This window comes from uncultured Boseongicola sp., assembly GCF_937988555.1.
Classification (GTDB): domain Bacteria; phylum Pseudomonadota; class Alphaproteobacteria; order Rhodobacterales; family Rhodobacteraceae; genus Boseongicola.
Window position 1 is genome coordinate 1 of the sequence record NZ_CALJXO010000140.1, and the last position, 21052, is coordinate 21052.

The 21052-nt window shown below is 56.6% G+C and carries 19 protein-coding genes and 3 pseudogenes; 8 read left to right on the forward strand and 14 right to left on the reverse strand.

The genetic code is table 11. The features are described from left to right. Positions 1 to 57 precede the first annotated feature (57 nt). The 4 genes from Q1B15_RS07495 to Q1B15_RS07510 form a co-directional block, all read right to left on the reverse strand. Positions 58 to 594 carry a TRAP transporter small permease subunit gene (locus Q1B15_RS07495; protein WP_299752412.1) on the reverse strand — a complete coding sequence of 179 codons (537 nt, stop codon included), beginning with the start codon at positions 592 to 594 and terminating at the stop codon, positions 58 to 60. Between the two features lie 69 nt (positions 595 to 663). Further along, entirely contained in the window at positions 664 to 1647 is a 984-nt protein-coding gene (locus Q1B15_RS07500; protein ID WP_299752415.1) for a TRAP transporter substrate-binding protein, read from the reverse strand. A gap of 36 nt (positions 1648 to 1683) precedes the next feature. Next, positions 1684 to 2934 carry an FAD-binding oxidoreductase gene (locus Q1B15_RS07505; RefSeq protein ID WP_299752418.1) on the reverse strand — a complete coding sequence of 417 codons (1251 nt, stop codon included), beginning with the start codon at positions 2932 to 2934 and terminating at the stop codon, positions 1684 to 1686. After that, a complete protein-coding gene (locus tag Q1B15_RS07510; protein ID WP_299752421.1) occupies positions 2931 to 4067 on the reverse strand; it encodes an enolase C-terminal domain-like protein in 1137 nt (378 codons plus the stop codon). The genes Q1B15_RS07505 and Q1B15_RS07510 overlap by 4 nt, the downstream gene beginning before the upstream one ends. A gap of 96 nt (positions 4068 to 4163) precedes the next feature. On the opposite strand from Q1B15_RS07510, the gene Q1B15_RS07515 reads away from it, so the two are divergent. After that, complete coding sequence (locus Q1B15_RS07515; protein ID WP_299752424.1) at positions 4164 to 5078, forward strand: LysR family transcriptional regulator; 915 nt, start codon at positions 4164 to 4166, stop codon at positions 5076 to 5078. A gap of 4 nt (positions 5079 to 5082) precedes the next feature. Here Q1B15_RS07515 and Q1B15_RS07520 read toward each other — a convergent pair whose 3' ends face one another. Next, positions 5083 to 6774, reverse strand: coding sequence for a thiamine pyrophosphate-binding protein (locus tag Q1B15_RS07520; RefSeq protein WP_299752427.1), 1692 nt, complete (start codon positions 6772 to 6774; stop codon positions 5083 to 5085). 156 nt (positions 6775 to 6930) lie between these two features. On the opposite strand from Q1B15_RS07520, the pseudogene Q1B15_RS07525 reads away from it, so the two are divergent. The 3 genes and pseudogenes from Q1B15_RS07525 to Q1B15_RS07535 all read left to right on the forward strand — a co-directional run. Further along, positions 6931 to 7023, forward strand: a pseudogene (locus tag Q1B15_RS07525) (GntR family transcriptional regulator); the annotation flags it as partial. 119 nt (positions 7024 to 7142) lie between these two features. Next, positions 7143 to 7550: an FCD domain-containing protein gene (locus Q1B15_RS07530; protein ID WP_299752430.1), complete on the forward strand. Its 408-nt coding sequence runs from the start codon at positions 7143 to 7145 to the stop codon at positions 7548 to 7550. A gap of 2 nt (positions 7551 to 7552) precedes the next feature. Further along, positions 7553 to 8299 (forward strand): aspartate/glutamate racemase family protein, encoded by a 747-nt coding sequence (locus Q1B15_RS07535; protein ID WP_299752433.1) that lies wholly within the window; start codon positions 7553 to 7555, stop codon positions 8297 to 8299. Between the two features lie 350 nt (positions 8300 to 8649). On the opposite strand, the gene Q1B15_RS07540 is transcribed toward Q1B15_RS07535, so the two are convergent. After that, positions 8650 to 9822, reverse strand: coding sequence for a Xaa-Pro peptidase family protein (locus tag Q1B15_RS07540; RefSeq protein WP_299752436.1), 1173 nt, complete (start codon positions 9820 to 9822; stop codon positions 8650 to 8652). 259 nt (positions 9823 to 10081) lie between these two features. Then, positions 10082 to 10252 (reverse strand): annotated as a pseudogene (locus Q1B15_RS07545) (ribosome-binding factor A); the annotation flags it as partial. Between the two features lie 146 nt (positions 10253 to 10398). Here Q1B15_RS07545 and dapB point away from each other — a divergent pair. Both dapB and Q1B15_RS07555 read left to right on the forward strand, forming a co-directional pair. Next, the gene (gene dapB / locus Q1B15_RS07550) at positions 10399 to 11223 is read left to right on the forward strand and encodes a 4-hydroxy-tetrahydrodipicolinate reductase (protein ID WP_299752439.1); all 825 of its coding nucleotides are present in this window, start codon (positions 10399 to 10401) and stop codon (positions 11221 to 11223) included. A gap of 165 nt (positions 11224 to 11388) precedes the next feature. Further along, positions 11389 to 11475: pseudogene (locus Q1B15_RS07555) on the forward strand (IS6 family transposase); the annotation flags it as partial. Between the two features lie 110 nt (positions 11476 to 11585). On the opposite strand, the gene Q1B15_RS23380 reads toward Q1B15_RS07555, so the two are convergent. From Q1B15_RS23380 to phnD, 6 genes are all read right to left on the reverse strand, one after another. Next, positions 11586 to 12104, reverse strand: a complete 519-nt coding sequence (locus tag Q1B15_RS23380) for an HAD hydrolase-like protein (protein ID WP_366141690.1) — start codon at positions 12102 to 12104, stop codon at positions 11586 to 11588. Positions 12105 to 12187: 83 nt separating this feature from the next. Next, positions 12188 to 12472, reverse strand: a complete 285-nt coding sequence (locus tag Q1B15_RS23385) for a hypothetical protein (protein WP_366141691.1) — start codon at positions 12470 to 12472, stop codon at positions 12188 to 12190. Positions 12473 to 12474: 2 nt separating this feature from the next. Beyond that, entirely contained in the window at positions 12475 to 13290 is an 816-nt protein-coding gene (gene phnE, locus Q1B15_RS07565) for a phosphonate ABC transporter, permease protein PhnE (protein ID WP_299752442.1), read from the reverse strand. Continuing rightward, a complete protein-coding gene (gene phnE / locus Q1B15_RS07570) occupies positions 13290 to 14111 on the reverse strand; it encodes a phosphonate ABC transporter, permease protein PhnE (RefSeq protein WP_299752444.1) in 822 nt (273 codons plus the stop codon). Before phnE (Q1B15_RS07570) ends, phnE (Q1B15_RS07565) begins: the two co-directional genes overlap by 1 nt. Further along, the gene (gene phnC, locus Q1B15_RS07575; RefSeq protein WP_299752447.1) at positions 14108 to 14902 is read right to left on the reverse strand and encodes a phosphonate ABC transporter ATP-binding protein; all 795 of its coding nucleotides are present in this window, start codon (positions 14900 to 14902) and stop codon (positions 14108 to 14110) included. The genes phnE (Q1B15_RS07570) and phnC overlap by 4 nt, the downstream gene beginning before the upstream one ends. A 66-nt stretch (positions 14903 to 14968) precedes the next feature. Beyond that, positions 14969 to 15943, reverse strand: a complete 975-nt coding sequence (phnD, locus tag Q1B15_RS07580) for a phosphate/phosphite/phosphonate ABC transporter substrate-binding protein (protein WP_299752450.1) — start codon at positions 15941 to 15943, stop codon at positions 14969 to 14971. Positions 15944 to 16147: 204 nt separating this feature from the next. Between phnD and Q1B15_RS07585 the strand changes: the two genes are divergently transcribed. Together Q1B15_RS07585 and Q1B15_RS07590 are read left to right on the forward strand one after the other, a co-directional pair. Continuing rightward, complete coding sequence (locus tag Q1B15_RS07585) at positions 16148 to 17923, forward strand: SLC13 family permease (protein WP_299752459.1); 1776 nt, start codon at positions 16148 to 16150, stop codon at positions 17921 to 17923. A gap of 159 nt (positions 17924 to 18082) precedes the next feature. Further along, complete coding sequence (locus tag Q1B15_RS07590; RefSeq protein WP_299752453.1) at positions 18083 to 19669, forward strand: helix-turn-helix domain-containing protein; 1587 nt, start codon at positions 18083 to 18085, stop codon at positions 19667 to 19669. A 234-nt stretch (positions 19670 to 19903) separates the two neighbouring features. Here Q1B15_RS07590 and Q1B15_RS07595 read toward each other — a convergent pair. Then, positions 19904 to 21052: ShlB/FhaC/HecB family hemolysin secretion/activation protein (locus tag Q1B15_RS07595; protein WP_299752456.1), on the reverse strand; the 1149-nt coding region annotated here is incomplete at its 5' end.

Here is a 21052-nt window from a genome sequence, read left to right on the forward strand (position 1 = left end):
AAGAGTAGAAAGAGAACGAATAGGAACAGAACGATCGCGTAAAGTTCGGTCATTGGCCTATTCCCCGAAGCTTTGATCGACAAGATCGCGGCCAATCCGGTGATTACCCCGGAAAACGACCGCAACGAGATTGTCCAGAAATGCGATACCCAGAATTGCGCCACCCAAAACCATGACCGATTGGGGGATCCATAGTGGTGTGGCGTCCTGGGCCTGGCTAACCTCGTTGAATTTCCACGACCAAAAAGTGAACCAATAAGCGTAATATACGAAATACCAGATAATGGTGGTCGCAATGCCGAAGCACCAGACCTCTAGCGCCCATTTGATGCGTGGGTTTACGGCGTTCAGTAGGATCGACACACGGATATGAGCGCCTCGGTTCAGGGCGCTGGCAAATGCTAGGAAGCTGGCGGCGGCCATGAAGTAGCCCGCGTAATTGGGCGCGCCTGGAAAGATTTCGCCGGTCCAGCGGGCAATCATCTGCGCGACAATCAGTAACAAGATCGCCACAAGGCAAAGTGCTGCGGCCACGCCAGAGGCTTTGTAGAGCCAATCCAGCAACGTCCGTAGCGGGCCAGTTTCTTCTGTCATGGGGCTGCCTCATAATTCGAGAATGAGTGGGGGCGCCGTTCATCTGGCGCCCCCACTCGATAGATTTTTTTACTGCGCTGCAGCTGCTTTGGCGCGGTAAGCTTCGACGATGGCGGCGCCTTCTTCACCGGAAGCCTCCAGCCATTCGGTGGTCATCGTTTCACCAATGGCACGTAGTTCGTCCATCAACGCATCGCCCGCGGGTGCGACGGTCATCCCGCCGTCACGCAGGCCCTGCAGGGTAAAGCCAGTATATTCACGCGCGCGCCAAGTGCCTGCATATTCGGCGATCCCGGCACAGCCACGGATGATGTTCTGGTTAGCCTCGGACGTGTCGGTCCAGACATCAGCGTTCACCATCACATAGTTGCGCGGCAACCATGCATCGACTTCGTAGAAGTGGCTCAGGCTCTCCCAAACGCGGCGGTCATAACCTGTGGACCCGGACGAAACCATCGACGAGGCGACACCAGTTGCAAAAGCCTGGCTAATCTCAGCTGCTTCGATGGTCACCGGCAGCATGCCGGTCAGCTCGGCCAGTCGGTTGGTCGCGTTGTTGTACGAACGGAAGCGGATGCCGGCCATATCAGCGACGGTGTTCACCTCTTGGTTAAAATAGAGGCCCTGCGGCGGCCACGGCACCGAATAGAGGAGGTGCAGGTTCTGGCTTTCCAACAGCTCGGAAATGGTTGGCTCTGCGGCCTCCCAGAGCATCGCATGTTCGTCGAAAGACCCGACAAGGAATGGGATCGAGTCAAACCCAAAAAGCGCATCTTCGTTCTGGTGGCCCGACAGCAAGCGCTCGCCAATCGGGACCTGACCAGTCTGGATCGCGCGTTTGATATCCGCGCCGGCGAAAAGCGAGCCGGACGGATGGGTCACAATCTCAATGTCGCCGCCTGTGCCTGTCGTCACACATTGAGCGAACTCCGCGCCTGTGACCGAATGGAAGTTCGATCCGGAATAAGCCATCGGCATATCCCACGTATCGGCGAATACAGGCGCCGCGACAGCAACTGCCGCAGTTGCGACTGTCAGTTTCAACATCTTCATTTTTTTCTCCTTGCTGACTTTTTGGTCTTTTGTTGGTTAGGCCCGCGCAAAACGCGCGGGGTCGTAAGGGGCCATGTCCATATTGGGGCGGTGGCCAGTCATCATCTGTGCAATAAGGCGCCCAGTTTTTGGTCCTCCGGTCAAGCCGATATGGTGATGGCCAAACCCTACATATACGCCCGTACCACTGACTTGCCCGATCAGTGGCAGACTGTCAGCTGGGGCCGGGCGGTGGCCTTGCCACTCAATCTCGCCTTTAGCACGCAGATTGGGAAAGGCTTTCTTCACTTCTTTGCGCAACAGCGCAAAGGGAGCGGCTGAAGGTCCAGCCTTTAGCCCGCCAAATTCAACCACACCTGCACATCTTAGGCCGGCGGCCATCGGCGTTGCCACAAATTTACCGGCGGCCACCATGATCGGCATAGCGGGACCACCATCTGCGCCCTCAAAGACGACGTGGTAGCCACGCTCGGTTTCCAGCGGGATCGTTAGGCCGAGCCTCTTCATCAGTGGTTTCGACCACACGCCCGTGGCTAGAACGACGTCGCTGCAGGAGATCGGGCCCGTAGTGGTTTCGACCGCACTGACTTTGCCATCTGTGAACGAAAAATCCTTGACCTCAGCTTGACGCAACATGCCGCCAAGATTCTGAAATTCCACAGCTAATGCAGAAACATATCCCCCTGGATCACGGATAAACCCGTGATCTTTCATCACCGCTAGGCAGCCCACAGCGGGACCCAAGTTCGGCTCATAGTCGCGTGCCGCGCCACCTTCGATCAAGTCAGGCTCGAACCCCGCCTCACGCCGCAGGCCCCAGACATAGCGGTCAGCCTCAAACGCGGCGCGGTCGGCATAGGCAAACGTATAGTCGCTATCGACGATCCAATCCGCAGCTTTGGTGCCATCGGCTAGTGCGTGGTGCTGCTCAACGCCGTCAGACACGATTGGTGTTAGTCCATGGGCAATTCGACGGGTGTCCGCGTCATTGGCATGCCCCAGATATTTCACCAGCCAAGGCAGCAATCTTGGTAAATAGGACCAGCGCAGGAACAGCGGAAAATTTGGATCAAGCGCGTATCTTGGCCCTTTGCGGATCAGACCGGGGACAGTCACAGGAACCATTGAGCAATTGGCCAGAACACCCGCATTTCCGTAAGATGTCCCCTGACCTGGGGCGCCCCGGTCGATCAATGTCACTTCGATACCAGCGCGGCGCAGCCAGATTGCGGTTGAGACACCAACGATACCCGCGCCAATCACGATTGTATGAGGTTTTGCGCTCATGCCGCGAGCCCGGCGCGGTTGACCGAGAAACGCTCCAGTGCGAGCGGGTTCACATCAACGCCAAGTCCAGGGCTATCCGGCACCACCACTTTCCCATCTTCAACGGGGAATGGGTTTGCTAGAATGTCGTCCGTCAGGAAGTAGCTGGCTTGGTAGAACTCGCAGCCAAGAGTGATCTCTGGCGTTGCCGCGATCATGTGGGCGCCTGCCAGATGCGCCAATCCGCTCTCAAACATGTCGCCCCCATAAGCCGACCATCCGCCTGCATGGGCCATCCGCGCTACCGTCTGCGCCCGGGTCAGCCCGCCTGATTTCATAATCTTGATGGATACGCCGTCAGCCAATCCCTGACCCATTGCCTGCAGCATATCTTCGGGCCCAAACACACTTTCGTCGGCCAACAGCGGCACATCAATACTGTCGCGAATCCGCGCCATCAGATCGCGCAGATGCGCCTTGACGGGTTGTTCGATAAAGGTCGGCTGAAACTGCGCCACATCGCGGACACAGGCCAGCGCCACGTCCTGATGCAGGCCCTGATTGTAATCGACGCGAATCTCAAAATCAGCAAAATCCTGACGCAGGCGTTCCAATCGCATGATGTCAAACGCATGGTCCTTGAAGCCGGTTTTCAGCTTAATGATGCGCACACCATCCTCGCTTAGCCGTGACATCAGCTGGAGATCCTTATCGAAATCGGGATTTGCGATCGAACAAGACAGCGGAATTCGGTCTCGGAACCGCCCGCCAAGCAGCGCCCAGACGGGTACGCCTGCGATTCGGGCCCTCAGGTCGAACAGTGCTGTATCCAACGCCGCCTTTGCCTCGGTGCAATGTGCGACAGCCACTTGGACATCCGCCATGATCGAAGCGTGATCCCCGACACGGCGTCCCAAAACCAATGGGCGCATATAGCGATCAAGAGCGGCAAATGTCGCTTCGGCCGAACCTGTGAACACAACCCAGGGCGACGCCTCTCCGTAGCCCTTCACACCACCTTCGGATGTCAGTCGCAACACTACCAAATCAACCGCATGTTCGACCGATCCAATACCGTGATCCCGCCGAGCGCTGACTGGCACCGAAAGATGCCAAAGTGCGAAACCTGTCACCCTTTGATCTAATTCCGACATGTGCTCCCCTTAGCCGGTCCACCGTGCCTAGAGGGTGGCATCATTTCAAATACGGAATTGTGATGCATCCATCACAAGAAATGATACCCTTATTCCATGTCTATTCGATTTCGGCAGCTGCAAGCCTTCCACGCGATTTATGAAACCGGCACCGTCACAGGGGCCGGCGCCCTTTTGGGCATCTCGCAACCCGGCATTTCGAACCTGTTGGCCCAGCTGGAACGTGAAACCCGCTTCAAGCTTTTCGCGCGCGTCAAGGGCCGCTTGATCCCGACGCCCGAGGCTGGGGTTTTATATCAGGAGGTCGATACCGTCGTGCGCGGCATCGATCACGTGTCGCAAGCCGTGGTTGACTTGCAGAACAAGCAGGGTGGTCAGCTACAGGTCGCGTCGCAACACGCCATGTCATTCGGGTTCATACCCAAACTGATAGCGCGCTTCGCGCAGGGTCGGCTCGATATGTCGATCTCTTTCCAGTCGCAATATTCCTCGAAGATACAGGAATGGGTGATGGCGGGCCTTTTCGAGATTGGTGTGTGCGAAATGCCACTGTTGTATGACGCCTTCGAGCACTACCCTTTTAGTGTCGAAACACTTTTGGCGATGCACCCTGAAAACCCGCTGGCCAGGTACGATGTCCTGACCCCAGAGCTTTTAGAGGGCGAGCCCTTCATCGTCATGGGCCCCGATCATATGACGCACCGCCGCACACGCGAGGCGTTTCAAAATGCTGACGTTCCTTGGCGCACGCGGATCCACACACACCTGTTCAAGAACAAGCTGAGCTTTGTGAAGGAAGGCATAGGCGTTGCGCTCCTTGATCCGTTTACCCTAAATTTTGATGAAGCCGGCGGGGTCGTCGTCCGGCCATTCCGTCCACAGATCATGATGGATATGATGGTCATCACTTCGCGCGACCGGCCCTTGTCAGCCTTGGGGCAAGAATTTCTGGACCTGCTACTGGAGGAGCTTGAGCAATATCGGGCCACGCTTGATCTGGCGGCGAAGTAGCGGGTCAGCCCATCCAACGGCGCACCGGTGCGGCGGACTCTTCCAGCGGTTGGGCGATCACGTCGACCAGCGTCGGGCCATCGTGGTCGATCGCGTCTTTCAGAACCGCATGCAGTGTGGTGGGGTCCTCCACGCGCCAGGATTTCACGCCGTAGGCCGCAGCAACGGCGGCGTGATCGACGCGATTGAAATCGACGTTATAATACCGGGCGCCCTTGTCAGCCATCTGACTGGCTTTAATCCATCCAAAGTTCGCGTTGGAAAAGACCACGTAGGTGATATTTGCCCGCACACGCGTTACCGTTTCCAACTCTCCACAGGTGAACCCGAAAGACCCGTCGCCCATCAATGCGACGGTCTTCGATTCGGGCCGTCCGAACCATGCGCCAAGCGACGCCGACATGGAGTACCCAAGTGCCCCATGGGCGCGATTTGTAATGAAGAACCGACCGGACCGCGCCTGTTGGTAATAGGCGGAAAAATAAGGGCAGCTGGTGCCCGGGTCCGAGACGATTGTGGCGTCTTCAGGCAATAATCGACTGAGGGTTGCGACTACGCGTTCAGGGCGGATTGGGGCCTCGGTGCTGTCTGCCAGGTATTGGAACCGGGCAAATTTCCGCGCTTTGATGTCGGCTACAGCTTTGGCGCCGCCAAAGGTCGTCCCACCTAGCCCCCGCGCATCAAGCGCTGCATTCACTGCAGCCAATGATAAGCGCAGATCTCCCACCACGCCAACTTCCGTCGGGTAATTCGCGCCGATCACCATCGGGTCAGTATCAAAATGCACGATCCGCGCACCGGGTTTGGGCGCCTCCCACCGGGCAGTTGTGGTGGACCCTGCACGACAGCCCATGAAAATTACCAGATCTGCGGCTTCCATCGCATCCCATGTCTCATCTGTGCCACCGTTTGAACCAACGACACCTAGGGATTGCGGGTGAGTGTCCGCCAGCGATCCCTGCCCAGAAATCGACGTCGCAACTGGAATGTCGAGCCTGTTGGCGAGCCGCGCCAACTCATTCATCGCCCCTGCGATCACGACGCCACCACCACAAACTATCAGAGGTGATTTGGCCGACAGTATCACGTCAATCGCCTCCTCGGCCGCTCCCGGTTCTGGCCCTTGTGGATATGCAGGAAAGCTTTGGTGTTTGGGGTCGGCCCATATGTCAGCCGGGTCTACCGGGTCATATTGGATGTCATAGGGTAGACCAATATGCGCCGCCCCCGACCGCCCTGTGGTCATCGCGCGGAAAGCAGTGCGAACCATACGGGGAATATGCGCGGCTTGGACAATGACGGTGTTCCATTTGGTAAGTGGCCGCATCAACGCGTTTTGATCTACCTCGGTTAACGGATACTTCCCATACGTTCCAACAGAGATATCGGTGGTGATGCCCAACACAGCATATGAGCTTTCCGACGCTTCTATCAGACCTGGCAGAATATAAGTTGCCCCACCACCTGACGGCCCTTCGGCGACGCCGGGACGCCCCGTCACGCGGGCATAGCCATCGGCCATATAGGTCGCGGAACGCTCGTCGCGGGTCAGGACATGGCGGATGTCTTTGCCGATCGACCTCATCGCATCGTAGAACGGCAGCGAGGTATCGCCACACAACCCAAACACATGCCGCACGCCATGAGCCTTGAGCATTTCCACAAGCGCATCGGCGCCATTCATTTGGTTCGACATGGGAGAGGTCCTTTGCAGGGAAGTATTACTTTCTGTATACAGGCTAATATATCTTACATAACTCAAGCTGATCTTTCACGGTGCCACCAAAGCCGTCCAACTGGAACTGCCATGCCCGAAAAAAATGTAGACCGTCTGGCTGCGCAACTGCGCCGGATGGCGGTTGAGATTAAAATCAAGCCAGATGAGCGTATCCGCGAGGGTGAGATGGCGGGCCTTGTCTCGGTCAGCCGCACGCCATTGCGAGAGGCGTTGAACCGGCTCGTATCTGAAGGGTATTTGAGGGTCACTGGGGGGCAGGGGTTCTTTTGCCGGTCCCTTACACCCGAGCGCATTCTTGATTTGTACCAAGCCCGCGCCGCCATTGAGTGCGCGGCAACGCGGTGGCGCGCGCCAGCGAAGATCAGTTCGCCGAGCTTGTCGCCAACCTTGATGCGGCAGAACCGCTTTATGATCGAACCAATAACAGGCTGCGGATTCCGGAGGCGGATGAAGCGTTCCACGTGGCGCTTGTACGCCTGTCTCGCGATGCAGAGTTGGAGCAGATGCTGGCCAATATCACGGGGTGCATCCGGTATGTCCGAATGATCGGCCTGAAGATCCACGACAGTGCGCAAGGGCGCATGGCGGCGTATCGTGTGATCCTCGCGGGCATGATCGCGCGCGATTTGAAGGCAAGCTCGTCCGCGCTCCGATGTCACATAGAGACCCGCAAAAAAGACGCCACACATTCGGTTCGAGACGCATTTTCCCATATCTATGTCCAAGCAGGCTGAAGATGACAAAGACACTTGGAGGCAAAACGGTTTACGGCGCGTCGATTGGCATTCTTATGTTGGAAACGCGATTCCCGCGGATCCCTGGCGATATTGGCAATGCACTGAGTTGGCCATTTCCAGTCCACTATCGTGTTGTCCGCGGTGCCACGCCAGACAATATCGTGCGTGGCGACCCGACCGAGCGTATGGATGATTTCATCGCCGCTGGGCGTGATCTTGTCGATATGGGATGCGACGGGATTGCGACCAACTGCGGGTTTCTGGCGTTGTTGCAGGATGAAATGGCAGCGGCTTTAGGTGTTCCTGTGGCAACCTCTGCGTTGATGCAGGCACCGATGGTACAAGCTACGTTGCCGCCCGGACGCCATGTCTCAATCCTTACGATTTCCGAGGCGACCCTAGGGCGTGCGCATCTGCAGGCCGCAGGTGTGCCGGCCGACACACCGGTGGTTGGAACAGACGCCGGTCAAGAATTCACCCGCGCTGTTTTAGGCGATGAGCAAGAGATTGATTTCGCCGCATGCCGCACTGATTTGCTGGATGCGGCGGCCACTCTGACGCGCATGCATCCACAGACCGGAGCAATTATTTTGGAATGCACGAATATGGTTCCGTATGCGGCTGATATCCGGCTCCAAACGGGGCTACCTGTATACTCGATCCACAGCTTTCTGACGTGGTTCCAGTCCGGACTCATGCCGCGTCGCTTTGCGGTTGATTTTGATGATCCGCGAGCGCGATTTTAGACGCAAAGGGTGCTGTTAGAGGACGCTTGATTAAGACGGGCAGGGCATCTGTCTAACTTCGGATGATGATAAAAAACTGGACTGTCAGATTAAACTCATCTGTCAGAGTTTAGAGAGGAATTTCGGCCGCTTTCGCGGCACTTTGTTTGGTGATCATTAAACAAACAAAGAAATTATGTCCGAGCTTAAACGCTCAGGGCGGCGATAGAACGAGCAGATCCGTTTAATCTGACACTGCCGGAACATTGAATAAGTAGATAGCAGCCTACCAAAGCACGGTCACGACCAGTAAAGTGGAAAGCGGGTAGATGAAATCTCTCACATTAGCTCCCACTACATGCTCCGCTATGTCAACTCGTCAGCAACTCGCGCGGGCAGTCGGAAAACGTGTTCGCGCCGCTTTTGGTCACCAAAAATGTTTCACTGACAACCAGGCCGAACTTTTCGAGCCAAAGTGCCGGAATACAATGGAATGTCATATTCTCTTCCATCACTGTTGTGTCACCTGCACGTAGCGAACAAGTGAGTTCGCCCCAAGTTGGTGGAAAACCAATGCCCACCGGATAACCAATCCGGCTATCCTTTTCGATGCCCTGCTTCGAGATCACCTTTTCCCATGCTTTTGCCATCTCCTGACATTCAACTCCCGGCTTGACCACATCAAGTGCAGCTTCCAGCCCTTCGCGAATGACTGCTGTGGTGTCGACCAGCTCTTTAGGGGGCTTGCCAACATAGACACAGCGCGAAAGCGGTGTGTGATAGCGATGCCGGACGCCACCCATTTCGATGTAGAAAACTTCACCTTCTTCAAGCGGAGCATCTGTCCAGCTCAAATGCGGCGCAGAAGCCGCTTCGCCGACCATCGCGTTTGGCGGCTTGCACGGAAAGGTGCCACCAAACTCGGGGGTTCCAGACGTCGTCACACGATAGATTTCTGCCATCACATCACATTGGCGAACCCCGGGGCGCACTAGTTTGCGGGCGCTGTCCATTGCCAGTGTCGCGATTTGGCCCGCCTGCCTCATATATTCGATCTCTTGCGCCGATTTTGTCATCCGCACATGGTTTACCAGAAGAAACCCATCAACGAATTCCCCTTGCCCAAGCCCATTGGTCAAAATACGGTTCCATTTTGCGGTGTAGTAGTAGTCGTCCTGTTCTGCAGCAACTCTTCCTTTATGCCAGCCCTTATTCTTCAGGACTTCAACTAGATATACCATCGGATGAAGATCAGGGGTGCCAACATATTTATCGGGATATGCGATGATATTTTCGTCCCCCATAAACGCCGTAAGCTTTGCGCCAACTGCATCCATTTTGCGGCCAAACCAAATTGGTTCCTCTGCATCTAACGAAACAACAACCATCTGAGGTGTGTAAAAAGACCATCCATCATAACCAGTGACGTAGAATTGATTGGCAGGGTTCGAAATCAGCAACACTTCGATACCCTTGGCACGCATCGCCTCTTTGACCTGGGCAACACGGCGACGATACTCTTCAATTTCAAAAAGTAGCTTCAAATCCTAGCCTCCGCTATGTTCAAAATTAAAGCGCTGTTTAAGTTCCATGCCATATATTAAATTCAAGTTATCAATATCATAACCTAAAGCGCATGTTCTATCCAAACCTAAGCCAAAAAAGGAGATCTTTTCCGCGTTTTGTGGTGTTGGCAGCGTCTGCGAAATAGTGCGTCGGATGAATTTGACGCAGTCAGCAGTAAGCAAAACGAATATTAATATGGAAGAGTCTGCCCGCCCCGCAAAGCGTCAGAAAACAAGTGGTCGCTACTTTCAGGTCGGAAAATGTGCGCACCTCGCACACTTCGCCGACAGGCGGTCCAGTTCCGGGCCGCGCGCATCGCCGTGCGACAACACCTCGGACAGACGTCCTACGGATGCGCTCGCCCACGCGTAGTTCCTGTAGTGATGCGCCGTGTCCGTCATGAAACATGTTTTTAAATGTGCGCCTGGTTCTGAGACCTCTCAACCGATTTACGAAGCGACGAGTCCACCGTACCAACGTTTCCGCAAAACTTCGCGATGGACGCCGCCCGCTCCCCTGCGCTACATCACCGCGTAGACAAAGGGGCGCATAGCATGAAACAACTTCCCGGCATTGTTGTAACCGGCGCATCGGGCCGCATGGGCCAGATGTTGATCCGCACTATTCAGGCCAGCGATCAGGCGCGGCTGTCGGGCGCTATTGAGCGCAAAGACCACGCGTGGGTCGGGTATGATGTGGGTTCGGCCATGGGCGGGGCCGCCCTTGGCATCACCGTTACCGATGATCCGCAAGAGGCATTTTCTGCAGCCGATGCCGTGATCGATTTCACGACGCCCGCAGCCACGGTGGAATTTGCCGCCCTCGCCGCAAAGGCCCGTGCCGTGCATGTGATAGGCACCACAGGGATGAGCGACGACGACATTGCCAAACTCAAACCCGCCGCGCGCTACGCCACGATCATCCGCGCCGGTAATATGAGCCTGGGCCTGAACCTGCTTTTGCAACTGACCAAACAGGTCGCTGCGGCTCTGGACGAAGATTTCGACATTGAAGTGATCGAGAGCCATCACAATCAAAAAGTTGACGTCCCTTCAGGCGCTGCCCTGATGCTGGCCGAAGCCGCAGCAAAAGGGCGTGGCGTTGACCTGAACGCTGTGTCCGACCGGGGCCGCGACGGAATCACCGGCAAACGTGAGCGCGGCCATATCGGATTTTCCGCCATTCGCGGTGGCGATATCGTTGGCGAACATGATGTTATGTTCGCCGCTGCAGGTGAACGCATCATCCTACGCCATATCGCCAGCGATCGCGCGCTTTTTGCCCGCGGCGCACTCAAGGCCGCTCTTTGGGGGCTAGGCCGAAAACCGGGCGAGTATGACATGTTGGATGTGCTTGGGTTGAGCAAGACTTCGCCTTGATTCCACGAGTCTGACCGAACAATACTGATCCGAATGGCGTACAGCTGTGTTGTCAGAGGAAACTGACTTTAGTCGGGCGGGGTGGCGACCTAGCTTCGCGGCCTGACAAAACGCTCTCCATTTCGCTACTTCAAAACCAGCCCCGAGATCATTCGCCCGGCGGTGATGCTGTACGTCCGGTTCCTATTTTCGCTGCGAAATGTGGAGGATCTTCTGCATGAGCTTGGGATCGAAATAAGCCATGAGACGGTCTGGACACTGGATATTCTATCCTGGGTTGCTGCGATGGAGGCGATTTCGCATTGGGCGGCCCATGTGGGCGCCAGAACAGTTGTCGAGCAGCCTTAAGTGTGAGTTCGTGCTCAAGGACGCTTGAGGATGTAATCTGGCTCGATCCTTGACGCGGCTATCGGGTCGGCCACATTGTGCCCCGCAAAAAAACCGTAGTCCGCGATAAGCGCGGTTTTCAGGCCTGCGGCTTGCCCCCCAAAAATGTCCGTGTGCAGGCTGTCGCCGACCATCAATGTGCGGGCTTTGTCGACCTTTCCCAACGGCGCGAAGGCAAGGTCGAAGATGTTACCAAAGGGCTTGTCAAAGAATTGTGGCTCTATCCCGGTTGCATCGGCCAAGCGATGCGCGAAAGCTCCGGGTTCTGTAGAGAACTCTGTTTCGCGTGGCGCGACGATGTCGGGGTTGGCGACGTAGACAGAGCGGGGTGCGCGTCTGAGGGATGCTTCCAGCAAGTCTTGGCGGACTTCGGTCCAAACCGCACTTCCCAACAGGACGAAGGCCTCAGCGGCATCATACTGCGCGCTGTCCTCGGCCAGGTAGGTCATGTCGAAGGCTTCGATATCTTCGCGCCCGAGGCTTTCGGCGGCCATCAGGCCCCATTTAAGTGGGGGAGCCCTGTGCAAGCGCATTGAGCAGTGTTTTGCGGCTGGTGATCACGTCTTCGGGGTCGAAATTATATCTGAGGCACGCGTATTTTCCATCGGTTTGAATGGGGATATCCGGCGGCGTTTGAGACAACGATGACGCGCTTTCCGGCCTTTTGAAGGCCCACCACGCGCTCGGGCACGCCGGGGATTGCTGTTTCGCCAATGTTGAGAACACCGAAGGCATCAAGAAGGAAAACGTCTACATCGTCGGCAAGCGCATCGAGATCGGGAAGGCCTTGACATGCTGCCGAACGGGTACCGGCAGGCAAACGATGCCGTACGGCCTCATAAGCCGCAAACGCCTCTTCCATGATCAAATGATTGCGCCTCGAACCTTCGCGGACACCCATTCGGAGATGATGACCGCCACAAGGATCACCAGCAAGATCAGCGAGACCTGGGGCCACGCGAGCACGTTGAGCGAGGACGACAATTGCAGGCCGATACCACCGGCGCCAACCAGTCCAAGGACGGTCGACTCGCGGATGTTAATGTCCCAGCGAAACACGGCGATACCCGCAAAGGCTGGCATGATTTGCGGCACGATGCCAAAGGCCATGACCTGCCAGCGCGAGGCCCCGGTGGCCTTGATCGCCTCGACCTGGCTTTCGTCGATTTCCTCGATCGCTTCATAGAGAAGCTTGGCGCAAAAGCCGATCGAGCGGATCGCGATGGCGATGACGCCTGCGAAAACGCCGGGGCCAATGATCGCGATGAGCAAAAGCGCCCAGATCAGCGAGTTGATCGAGCGGGTCGACACGATGATCAGCAGCGCGATGGGGCGAATGAGGAAGCGAGACGGGGTGGTGTTGCTTGCCGCGAGGAAGGCGACGGGCACCGCAAGGATCAGCGCGAAGATCGTGCCCAAGGTGGCGATGTTCAGCGTGTCCCAGATCGGCTTGCCCAGTTGGGTGATATATTCCCAGCGTGGCGGCGTGGCGCGGGTCCAGATGTCGTTGGCGATGCGCGGAGCATCCCAGACAAAGAACCACGTGGTCGAATCCGAAATCCGTTGCCAGCAATAGGCGAAGATCACGATGCCGATGAGCCAGAGAACCCAGTGGAACAGACTTTCGCGCTGGGTGCGGCGTTGCCAGAGTTTGAGATCACCTGCGTTTTTCGTGGGCATTATTGCACCCTCGCCCGGATGATGCCGGACAGGTATTCAAGCGCCATGACGATGACGATGATGATGATCAGGATCGCCGCTGCCGTGTCGTATTCGTAGCGGTCAAAGGCGGTGTTCAGGGTGGCTCCGATGCCGCCCGCGCCGACGATGCCAAGGATCGCGCTTTCGCGGAAGTTTATATCCAGGCGATACATCGACAGGCCAATGAGGCGCGGCATGACCTGCGGCTGGACCCCATAGTTGATCCATTGGGCCCAGCGTGCGCCGGAGGCTTTGATCGCTTCGGCCTGCACCTTGTCCATGCTCTCGATGTCTTCGGCCAGCAGTTTCGACAAGAATCCGATGGTGGCAAAGCTGAGGGTGAGGAAGCCCGCGAGGGGGCCAAATCCGAAGATGGCGACCAGGAGGATGGCGACGATGATCTCTTGCAGCGCGCGGCTGATGGCGATGATCGAGCGGCAGATGAGGTAGACCGGCAAAGGGGCGACGTTGCGGGCGGCGCCAAGTGCGATGGGGATTGAGATGGCGATGCCCACGACCGAGGACGCGACGGTCATAATAATACTTTCAAGCATACCCCAATAGATATCTGTCGAGCGCGATGTGAAGTCCGGCGAGGTGAACGCGAGGACGAATTTCTTGCCACGATCGAGGCCTTCGTAGACGCGCATCCAGTTGACTTCGGTCGTCATATAGGAGGCGATGAGATAGGCGACGAATCCGCCGATCAGAGCCCAGCGCAACCACGGGCGCTGCACGAAGGCGGGTTTTCTCCACGGTTTGCCGGCGCGGGTCTCGATTTCGAAGGCGATGTCACTCATAGAGCGGCCACCGCGTCGTCGTCGTCGTCGACGGCTTCGATGGTCGCTTCCCAGTCTTCTTCACCGTAGATTGTGGTCAGGACCTCGGGTGTCAGACCCTCGGGCGGACCGTCGAATTCAACGGCGCCAAAGCGCAGGCCGATGACGCGCTGCACGAACATCTGCGCGAGGGCGACGTCGTGGATGTTGATGATCGCAGCAAGGCCACGTTCTTTGCACAGCTCGCAGATCAAGCGCATGATTTGGCGCGATGTTTTGGGGTCAAGCGAAGCGGTGGGTTCGTCGACCAGCAAGACGGCGGGATTTTGAATGAGGGCGCGGCAGATGCCGACACGTTGGCGCTGACCGCCGGAGAGTTCATCAGCGCGCTTGTCGGCCATATGGGCAAGGCCCACGCGATCCAGAAGACGAAAGGCTTCGTCGACGTCCGACTGTGGGAACCGGCGCAGAAAACTGCGCCAGAATCCGACATAGCCAAGGCGGCCGGACAGAACGTTTTCCATGACGGACAGGCGTTCGACCAGCGCGTATTCCTGAAAGATCATGCCCATGCGGCGACGTTCGCGGCGCAGCGCGCCTGAAGAGAGGCCGGTGAGTTCCACATCGGCGAGGTAAACCTTGCCCGAGGTCGGTTCGACCAATCGGTTGATGCAGCGAATGAGGGTGGATTTACCAGCGCCCGAGGGGCCGATCAGGGCCAGAACCTGACCCTCCGGGATGTCCAGATCGACCGCTTTCAAAGCCTGATCGCCTGTTTTATACGTTTTTACGAGCTTCTCAAGCCGCAGCATGAAAGCCTCCCCACCCCAAGTACTGTTGTTGGAAAAGGCGGACCCTAAGGCCCGCCCCATCAAGGATTATTCGCAGGCGTAGCTGACGCCATTGGCCGTGTCGATCTTGCGGATCACGTCCCAGAAATCCATGTAGTTCATATCGATGAACTGCGCCTCGTTCGATTTCGAGAACTCGGCCTGAAACGCCGTACCTTCCCAGTCGAAGCTGAAGAACGCTTCGCGGATCTTGTCCTGAAGATCTGGTGGCAGGTTGTGGACCACGCCGAATCCGGTCGTCGGGAAGGTCTGCGACTTATAGATCGATATGACCTGCTCGGCTTTGATCACATCGCGCGCGAGCATCCGCTTCATGACCGAGTTGGCGACAGCACCGGCTTGATAGTCCTTGTTGGCGACACCCAGAACCGTGTTGTCGTGTTTGCCCGAAAAGACGGGTTCGAAATCACGGTCAGCGACCATATCATAGTCGCCCTTCAGGATCGCCGACGGCGCCTTGAAGCCCGAGTTGGACGTGGGCGAGGAGAAGGCAAGCTGCTTGCCCTTGATATCCACTATGCCTTCGATTCCGGATCCCGGATAGGTGATGATTTCCATCTCGTAGCCGAAATGCCCATCGTCGGACGCCATGATCGCAAAGGGGCGAAAGCCGGCACAGTTTACAGCCAGCGGATTCGAACCGGTGTTGAAACCCGCGATGTGCAAACGGCCCGAGCGCATGGCTTCAATCTGAGCAGCGTTCGACTGAACAGGGAAATTTACTGCTTTCTTTCCAGTAACTGCAGTCAGATGGTCCATGAACTCCTGCCAGCCATCGCGATAAACGGCCGGATCCTCGACCGGCGTATATGCAAAGATCAGCGTATCAGGATCGACCCACTCGCTTGGATCTGTGGGGATGTCGGCAACGAGATCGCCGTCGACGTCGCAGAAGCGCGTATCCAGATCACCGCGCGGGCAATCCTGTGCGGCGGCGGGGCCAGCCAGAGTAACGACAAACGCAAACGCGGCGCCTGACAAAAGTGTATTCATTATTTTCATTATTAGTCCTCCCTGACCGCACGCTAACGGGGAGTCGCCGGGACAGAAAGCAGTTTTTTTGGCGTCCTTGCAAACCCATGTTTTGGCATGCGGCGATTTGGGGCCCGGTTCGCAGCTGCCGGAGATCGCTTGCTATAAAAAAGGCGGTATATGGACCGGAGATTTCCCTACCTTTGCTGCGACGCGCGTGATTTATGTTTGTTCATGCCAAGTGATCAAACACTTATCTTCGGAATTTTCGCAGTGCTGTTCGTCCTGCTGGTGTGGGGGCGTATTCGCTATGATCTTGTGGCGTTTGGAGCGCTTGTATTGGCGGCTGCATTGGGATTGGTGCCATCCGACAAGGTTTTTTCCGGGTTCGGGCATTCCGCCGTTGCGATCATCGCGCTTGTTTTGATTGTCTCGCGCGGACTGGTCGGATCGGGCGCGATCGAGAAACTGGCGTCGCGTTTGCTGGATGCCGAGCGCCCCCTTCCGTTTCACATTGCGATCATTGCGATTGTCGGCGCGGGCCTGTCTGCGATTATCAATAATGTGGCCGCATTGGCGATCTTGATGCCGCTTGATGTGGAAACTGCTGCGAAAGCGAAACGAGCTGTCAGTCAGACTTTGATGCCGCTTTCCTTCGCGACGATTTTGGGTGGCATGATCACTTTGATCGGGACACCGCCCAATATAGTTATTTCCGTATATCGACAGGACGCGCTTGGTGCGCCGTTTGGCATGTTTGATTTCGCCCCGGTGGGGCTCGCGGTCGCCATCGTTGGGATCACGTTCGTTTCGCTTATAGGCTGGAGATTTCTGCCGAAACGGGAAGGTGCGCATGAGCAGGAAGCGGAGTTCGCCAAGGGGCGCTACATCGCAGAGCTTCTTGTTGGTGAGAAAACGCTCGCAGAAGGCATAACTGTCGGCGATCTTTATCCGCTTGCGGAAGAGCATGACCTGCACATTCTAGGACTTGTCAGACGCGGCAAAAGGCTGCCGGGATTTGCTGCGCGTCAGGATATACGCGCTGGGGACTTTGTCGTCGTTGAGGGAGAGCCCAAATCCATCGAAGTTTTCATGGGCAAGGGCGCTCTGGAGTTCTCGGGTTCTGAGAAGCATTCTGGCGGCGTTACCTCTGGTGGCCTGACGTTAACGGAAGCTATTGTCCCGGACGGCGCGCGCATTGCCGGACGCACGGCGCGCGGACTGAAGCTTCTACATCTGCATTCGGTTACGCTTTTGGGCGTGTCGCGGAACGGAAAGCGGTTCCGCGATCGGGTCCGGCTTTTGACAGTCAAACCCGGAGACGTACTTTTGCTACTGGGAACGCCGGAACGCAACGCCGCTGCGGCCTCCTGGCTTGGTGTGCTTCCGATTGAAGGACGTGCGACGCAGGTCGTTCAGCGATCCAAGGCGGGTCTTTCCGTCGGGATTTTTCTGGCGGCGATAGGCGTTGCCGTGTTGGGCTGGAGTTCCCTGCCGGTCGCGCTTGCGGCTGCGGTCATTGGGTTCATTGCGGTCGGGCTTGTGTCGGGCCGCGAGGTTTATGACTCGATCGAATGGAAGGTCATTGTGCTGTTGGCGAGCCTCATCCCGCTTGCCGCGGCTTTCGAGGAGTCGGGCGGCGCTGAACTTATTGCGTTTCAAATTCTTTCGGTTACTGCAGGGTTCCCGGCTTGGGTTTCGCTTTTGGTTTTGATGGTCGTCACAATGACGCTTTCCGATTTCCTCAACAACGTTGCGACAACGCTAATCGCGGCGCCGATTGCTATCGGGTTGTCGACGGCAACGGGCACCAATCCAGATGCCTGGCTTATGGCGGTAGCAGTTGCGGCGTCTTGCGCGTTTCTCACGCCGATCGGGCACAAGAACAATACAATCATCCTTGGTCCCGGAGGCTATCGCTTTGGGGACTATTGGCGCATGGGATTGCCTCTTGAGGTGCTTGTCGTCGCGGTTGCGATGCCTGCAATCCTGATCTTTTGGCCGCTTTAGCGTTATTTTCTACAACTTGGTTGGCTTAGGGGGCGAAGAACCGGCAGTGTCAGGCGCGCCATATGCCGCACTGATTTACCGATGGTTTGTGTGTGTGAACCAATTGAATTATCTCGATTAAATGCTAGAACCGGGTTTCAAATTGCAATGAAGAAATAGATGAACTCTGATCCAAAAAACTCGGATGTCCGCTTTAACCAAGATTTTTCGCAGGCGGATTGCCCTGATGGGTCTTTCATTGCGTTCACGCGATCTGAATCGCGGGCGATTGGTGCTTTGGCTGAGCGCGCGGGGCGTTTGCTGACGCGCAACCAATTGCTTGATGCGGTGAGTGAGACGGGTTCGGAGAAGAACGACCGCAATATTGATTTTCTGATCAATCGGATCCGCCGCAAACTTGGCGACAACCCGAAAGAGCCGCGTTTTATCGCGACACGCTACGGTGAGGGATACGTTTGGGTTGCGAAAACTGGCCCGGTTGCGCGGGACCCTGGCGATGTTTTTCTGATTGTTGGCCCGGTGCAAGGCGCAAATTTGCTTTCGGATGCCCCTGGTTTTGATCAGGTGGTGGCCGAACACTTTGCCAAACAGCTTCGCGGGCTGCTGGGGCCTGATCAAAACGTGGTGGTTAAGGCCGACTTTGGGCTGGACAGCGGATCGGCAGTGGCCGGTCACTCGTTGGCCGTCCATCTTACCTTTTTTCGCGATGGTGGGAAAATGGAATGCGTGGTGAGTGCGAAATCCGCGCATTCTAATCGTATTCTCTATGTCACTCGATTTGATATTGCGCCGTTTGTGCGCAACGGGGCTGCCTTACAGGCTTATGCCGCGCGGATCGCGCCTTTATTACTTGCAAAAGCGTGGCAGGCGGACACAGAAACCGGGACAGACCATGTGCCTTTGCCCGTCGCCATGCACGAGGCTGGAAACAAGGCTGACAACGCTCAAATATCGTGGCCGCAAAACGATTTGCGCCTTCGGACTTTGCGTGCAGAACATCCCGACGATCCCTCGATTATGCTTATGTATGCAACGCACCTTCACACCAAATACGTCACGCGTGGACGCGACCTGTTCTACAAAGGGGAAGACAGTTGCGCGGTGGACGAAGCCGAGATCGAGCAGTTGGTGCTTGGTTCCCTGGATTATGCGCAATCGCGTCCCGAGTTGGCCATAATAGCCGCGAAACTTTTGTACTTTGTTGACCGCGGATACAAAAGTCTGGCTTTGCAGCTGGCGTCTGACGCTTTGCCGAAGTGTCGGTCAGTCGCGTCGTCCCTATCGATCGTGGGTCAGTTGCGTGGGTTTGTAGGAGATACAGACGCGGCGATCGAAAGCCTTACTCAGGCGAAACACCTGAGCATCAAAGGATCCCAGCACCATATTTATGTTCTGGTATTGCTCTGCCAGGCCTTGATGGCTGCCGGTCGACGCCGCGAATTGGCAGCAGTGCGGAGCGAACTTTACAAGGCGAGCCCCCTTGCTGCGGTGTTTTTTGAGCCGTTGTTTTCGGATCCGGTGAGCCCGTCGCTGCGTGCCCGAGGTGTCGCACTTGTTTTAAGTCGCCCGCGCGCTGTCGCTGTTTTGAAACATCTGCACTATGTGTCTGCCCGTCTCTATGAGCAGCCCGAGCACTCTGAAAATACGCTTCGCACTCCGATAAACCTGTTTGTGCGCCGCTTCGGTTCGGACGTGGTGCCAAATGAGATCAAAGCCTCGATCTCCGGACTATTTGAAAAGACGTGATCCGCAATCCGTTTTGGTTTCGAAAAAACAAACAATTCAAACATTCCTGCAACATTTGCATGCGAGCCATTTAGGTGGCGGCGCATTGAAGAGCAGGGCCATCGCATATTCGGACTGTCTTAGTCTTCCATTCTCCCATGATTGGTGAATGTGTGCCGGACCTGTTCGTCACTGCGCCGCCTTTTCATACGCTGGAAGCCGGCGCTCTTCCGGCGAACGGAAAGCAGGAGCTGGTTAGAACCGATACCCTGCGCGAACCCAGAACCGGGTACGTTCCTGCGGTGCCACGCCAGTGGGTTTGTCGAAGATATGCGTCAGGACGGCCTCGCCGACAAAATTGCCTTGGATGGTTCGCACGCCCAAGGACCCGCTTGACCATTGGTCGGTGCGCGACGGCACCACATCGTTTGCATTGTTCCAAAACCGCCCGACGTCGACGCCAAGATAGGCCTGTGTGAACAGAAAGCCGGTATCAGTGCGTTCCGGGGCTTGCAGGTTATAGGCCATCTCGACCCGTGTGCCGATGCATTGGTCGCCAAGGACATAAGTCTGATCAAAGCCTCGGGCATAGGAGTTTGTGCCATAGCCGCAGCGTTGCGAGACCGGGAGGCTGTCCGTGCTCCATTGTCCGATGATGCCAGCGTTGGCGACCCACATTTCGGACAAGGGAATAGAGGTTTCCGCGCTGAAGGATGCGCGTAAATACTCGGATGTTGCGCCCGGAGTCGAGGCCTGGCCATTGGAAGTCTCGGACGCGCCCAACGCATCCAAACCGACTGTGACGGCGGCTGCGAAACGACGCTGAAACAGATTTGGCAGGCCCTGTTGGTATAGGGTCGAAACACGCAAAAGGCGCAGGTCTTCGTCAATCACCTGCGTCCCAAACGCTGTGCCCGTGGCGCGCCGTGCTATGACTTCGGCGGTCGACGTAAGTTTCGCGTCGTTTTCCCTTTCGGCGGTATGGCGTATACCAACCGCACCGATAGAAAGCGTCCCCGATACATCGAACGCAAGATTGGCTTCGGTGCCAAGCGCGATGTTGGCATACGAGAGGTAGGCGATCCCTTCGGTGCGCGTACCAAGAGCCGGGAAGCGATAACCGATGCCGCCTGCGCGCAATTCCAGGCTGTCCTCGGCGGACGGACCCGCGATGACGCCAACGACATCAAGCTGGTCGCCGCTAAAAGCCATGTCAGGCTGGACATAACCTAGGCCCAGAATATTTGGGCCTATGTCTTCTGAGCCATATGTATCAAAAGTGAGAAAGGCCGTCGGTGCGTCCAGCTTGCGGATGCCTGACGTCGATCCCCGATCCACGCCCGCGGCCGGGTCGGTCACGTTGGATGCAAAGAACGACTGCGCGCTTGCAGGCAGTCCCGATGA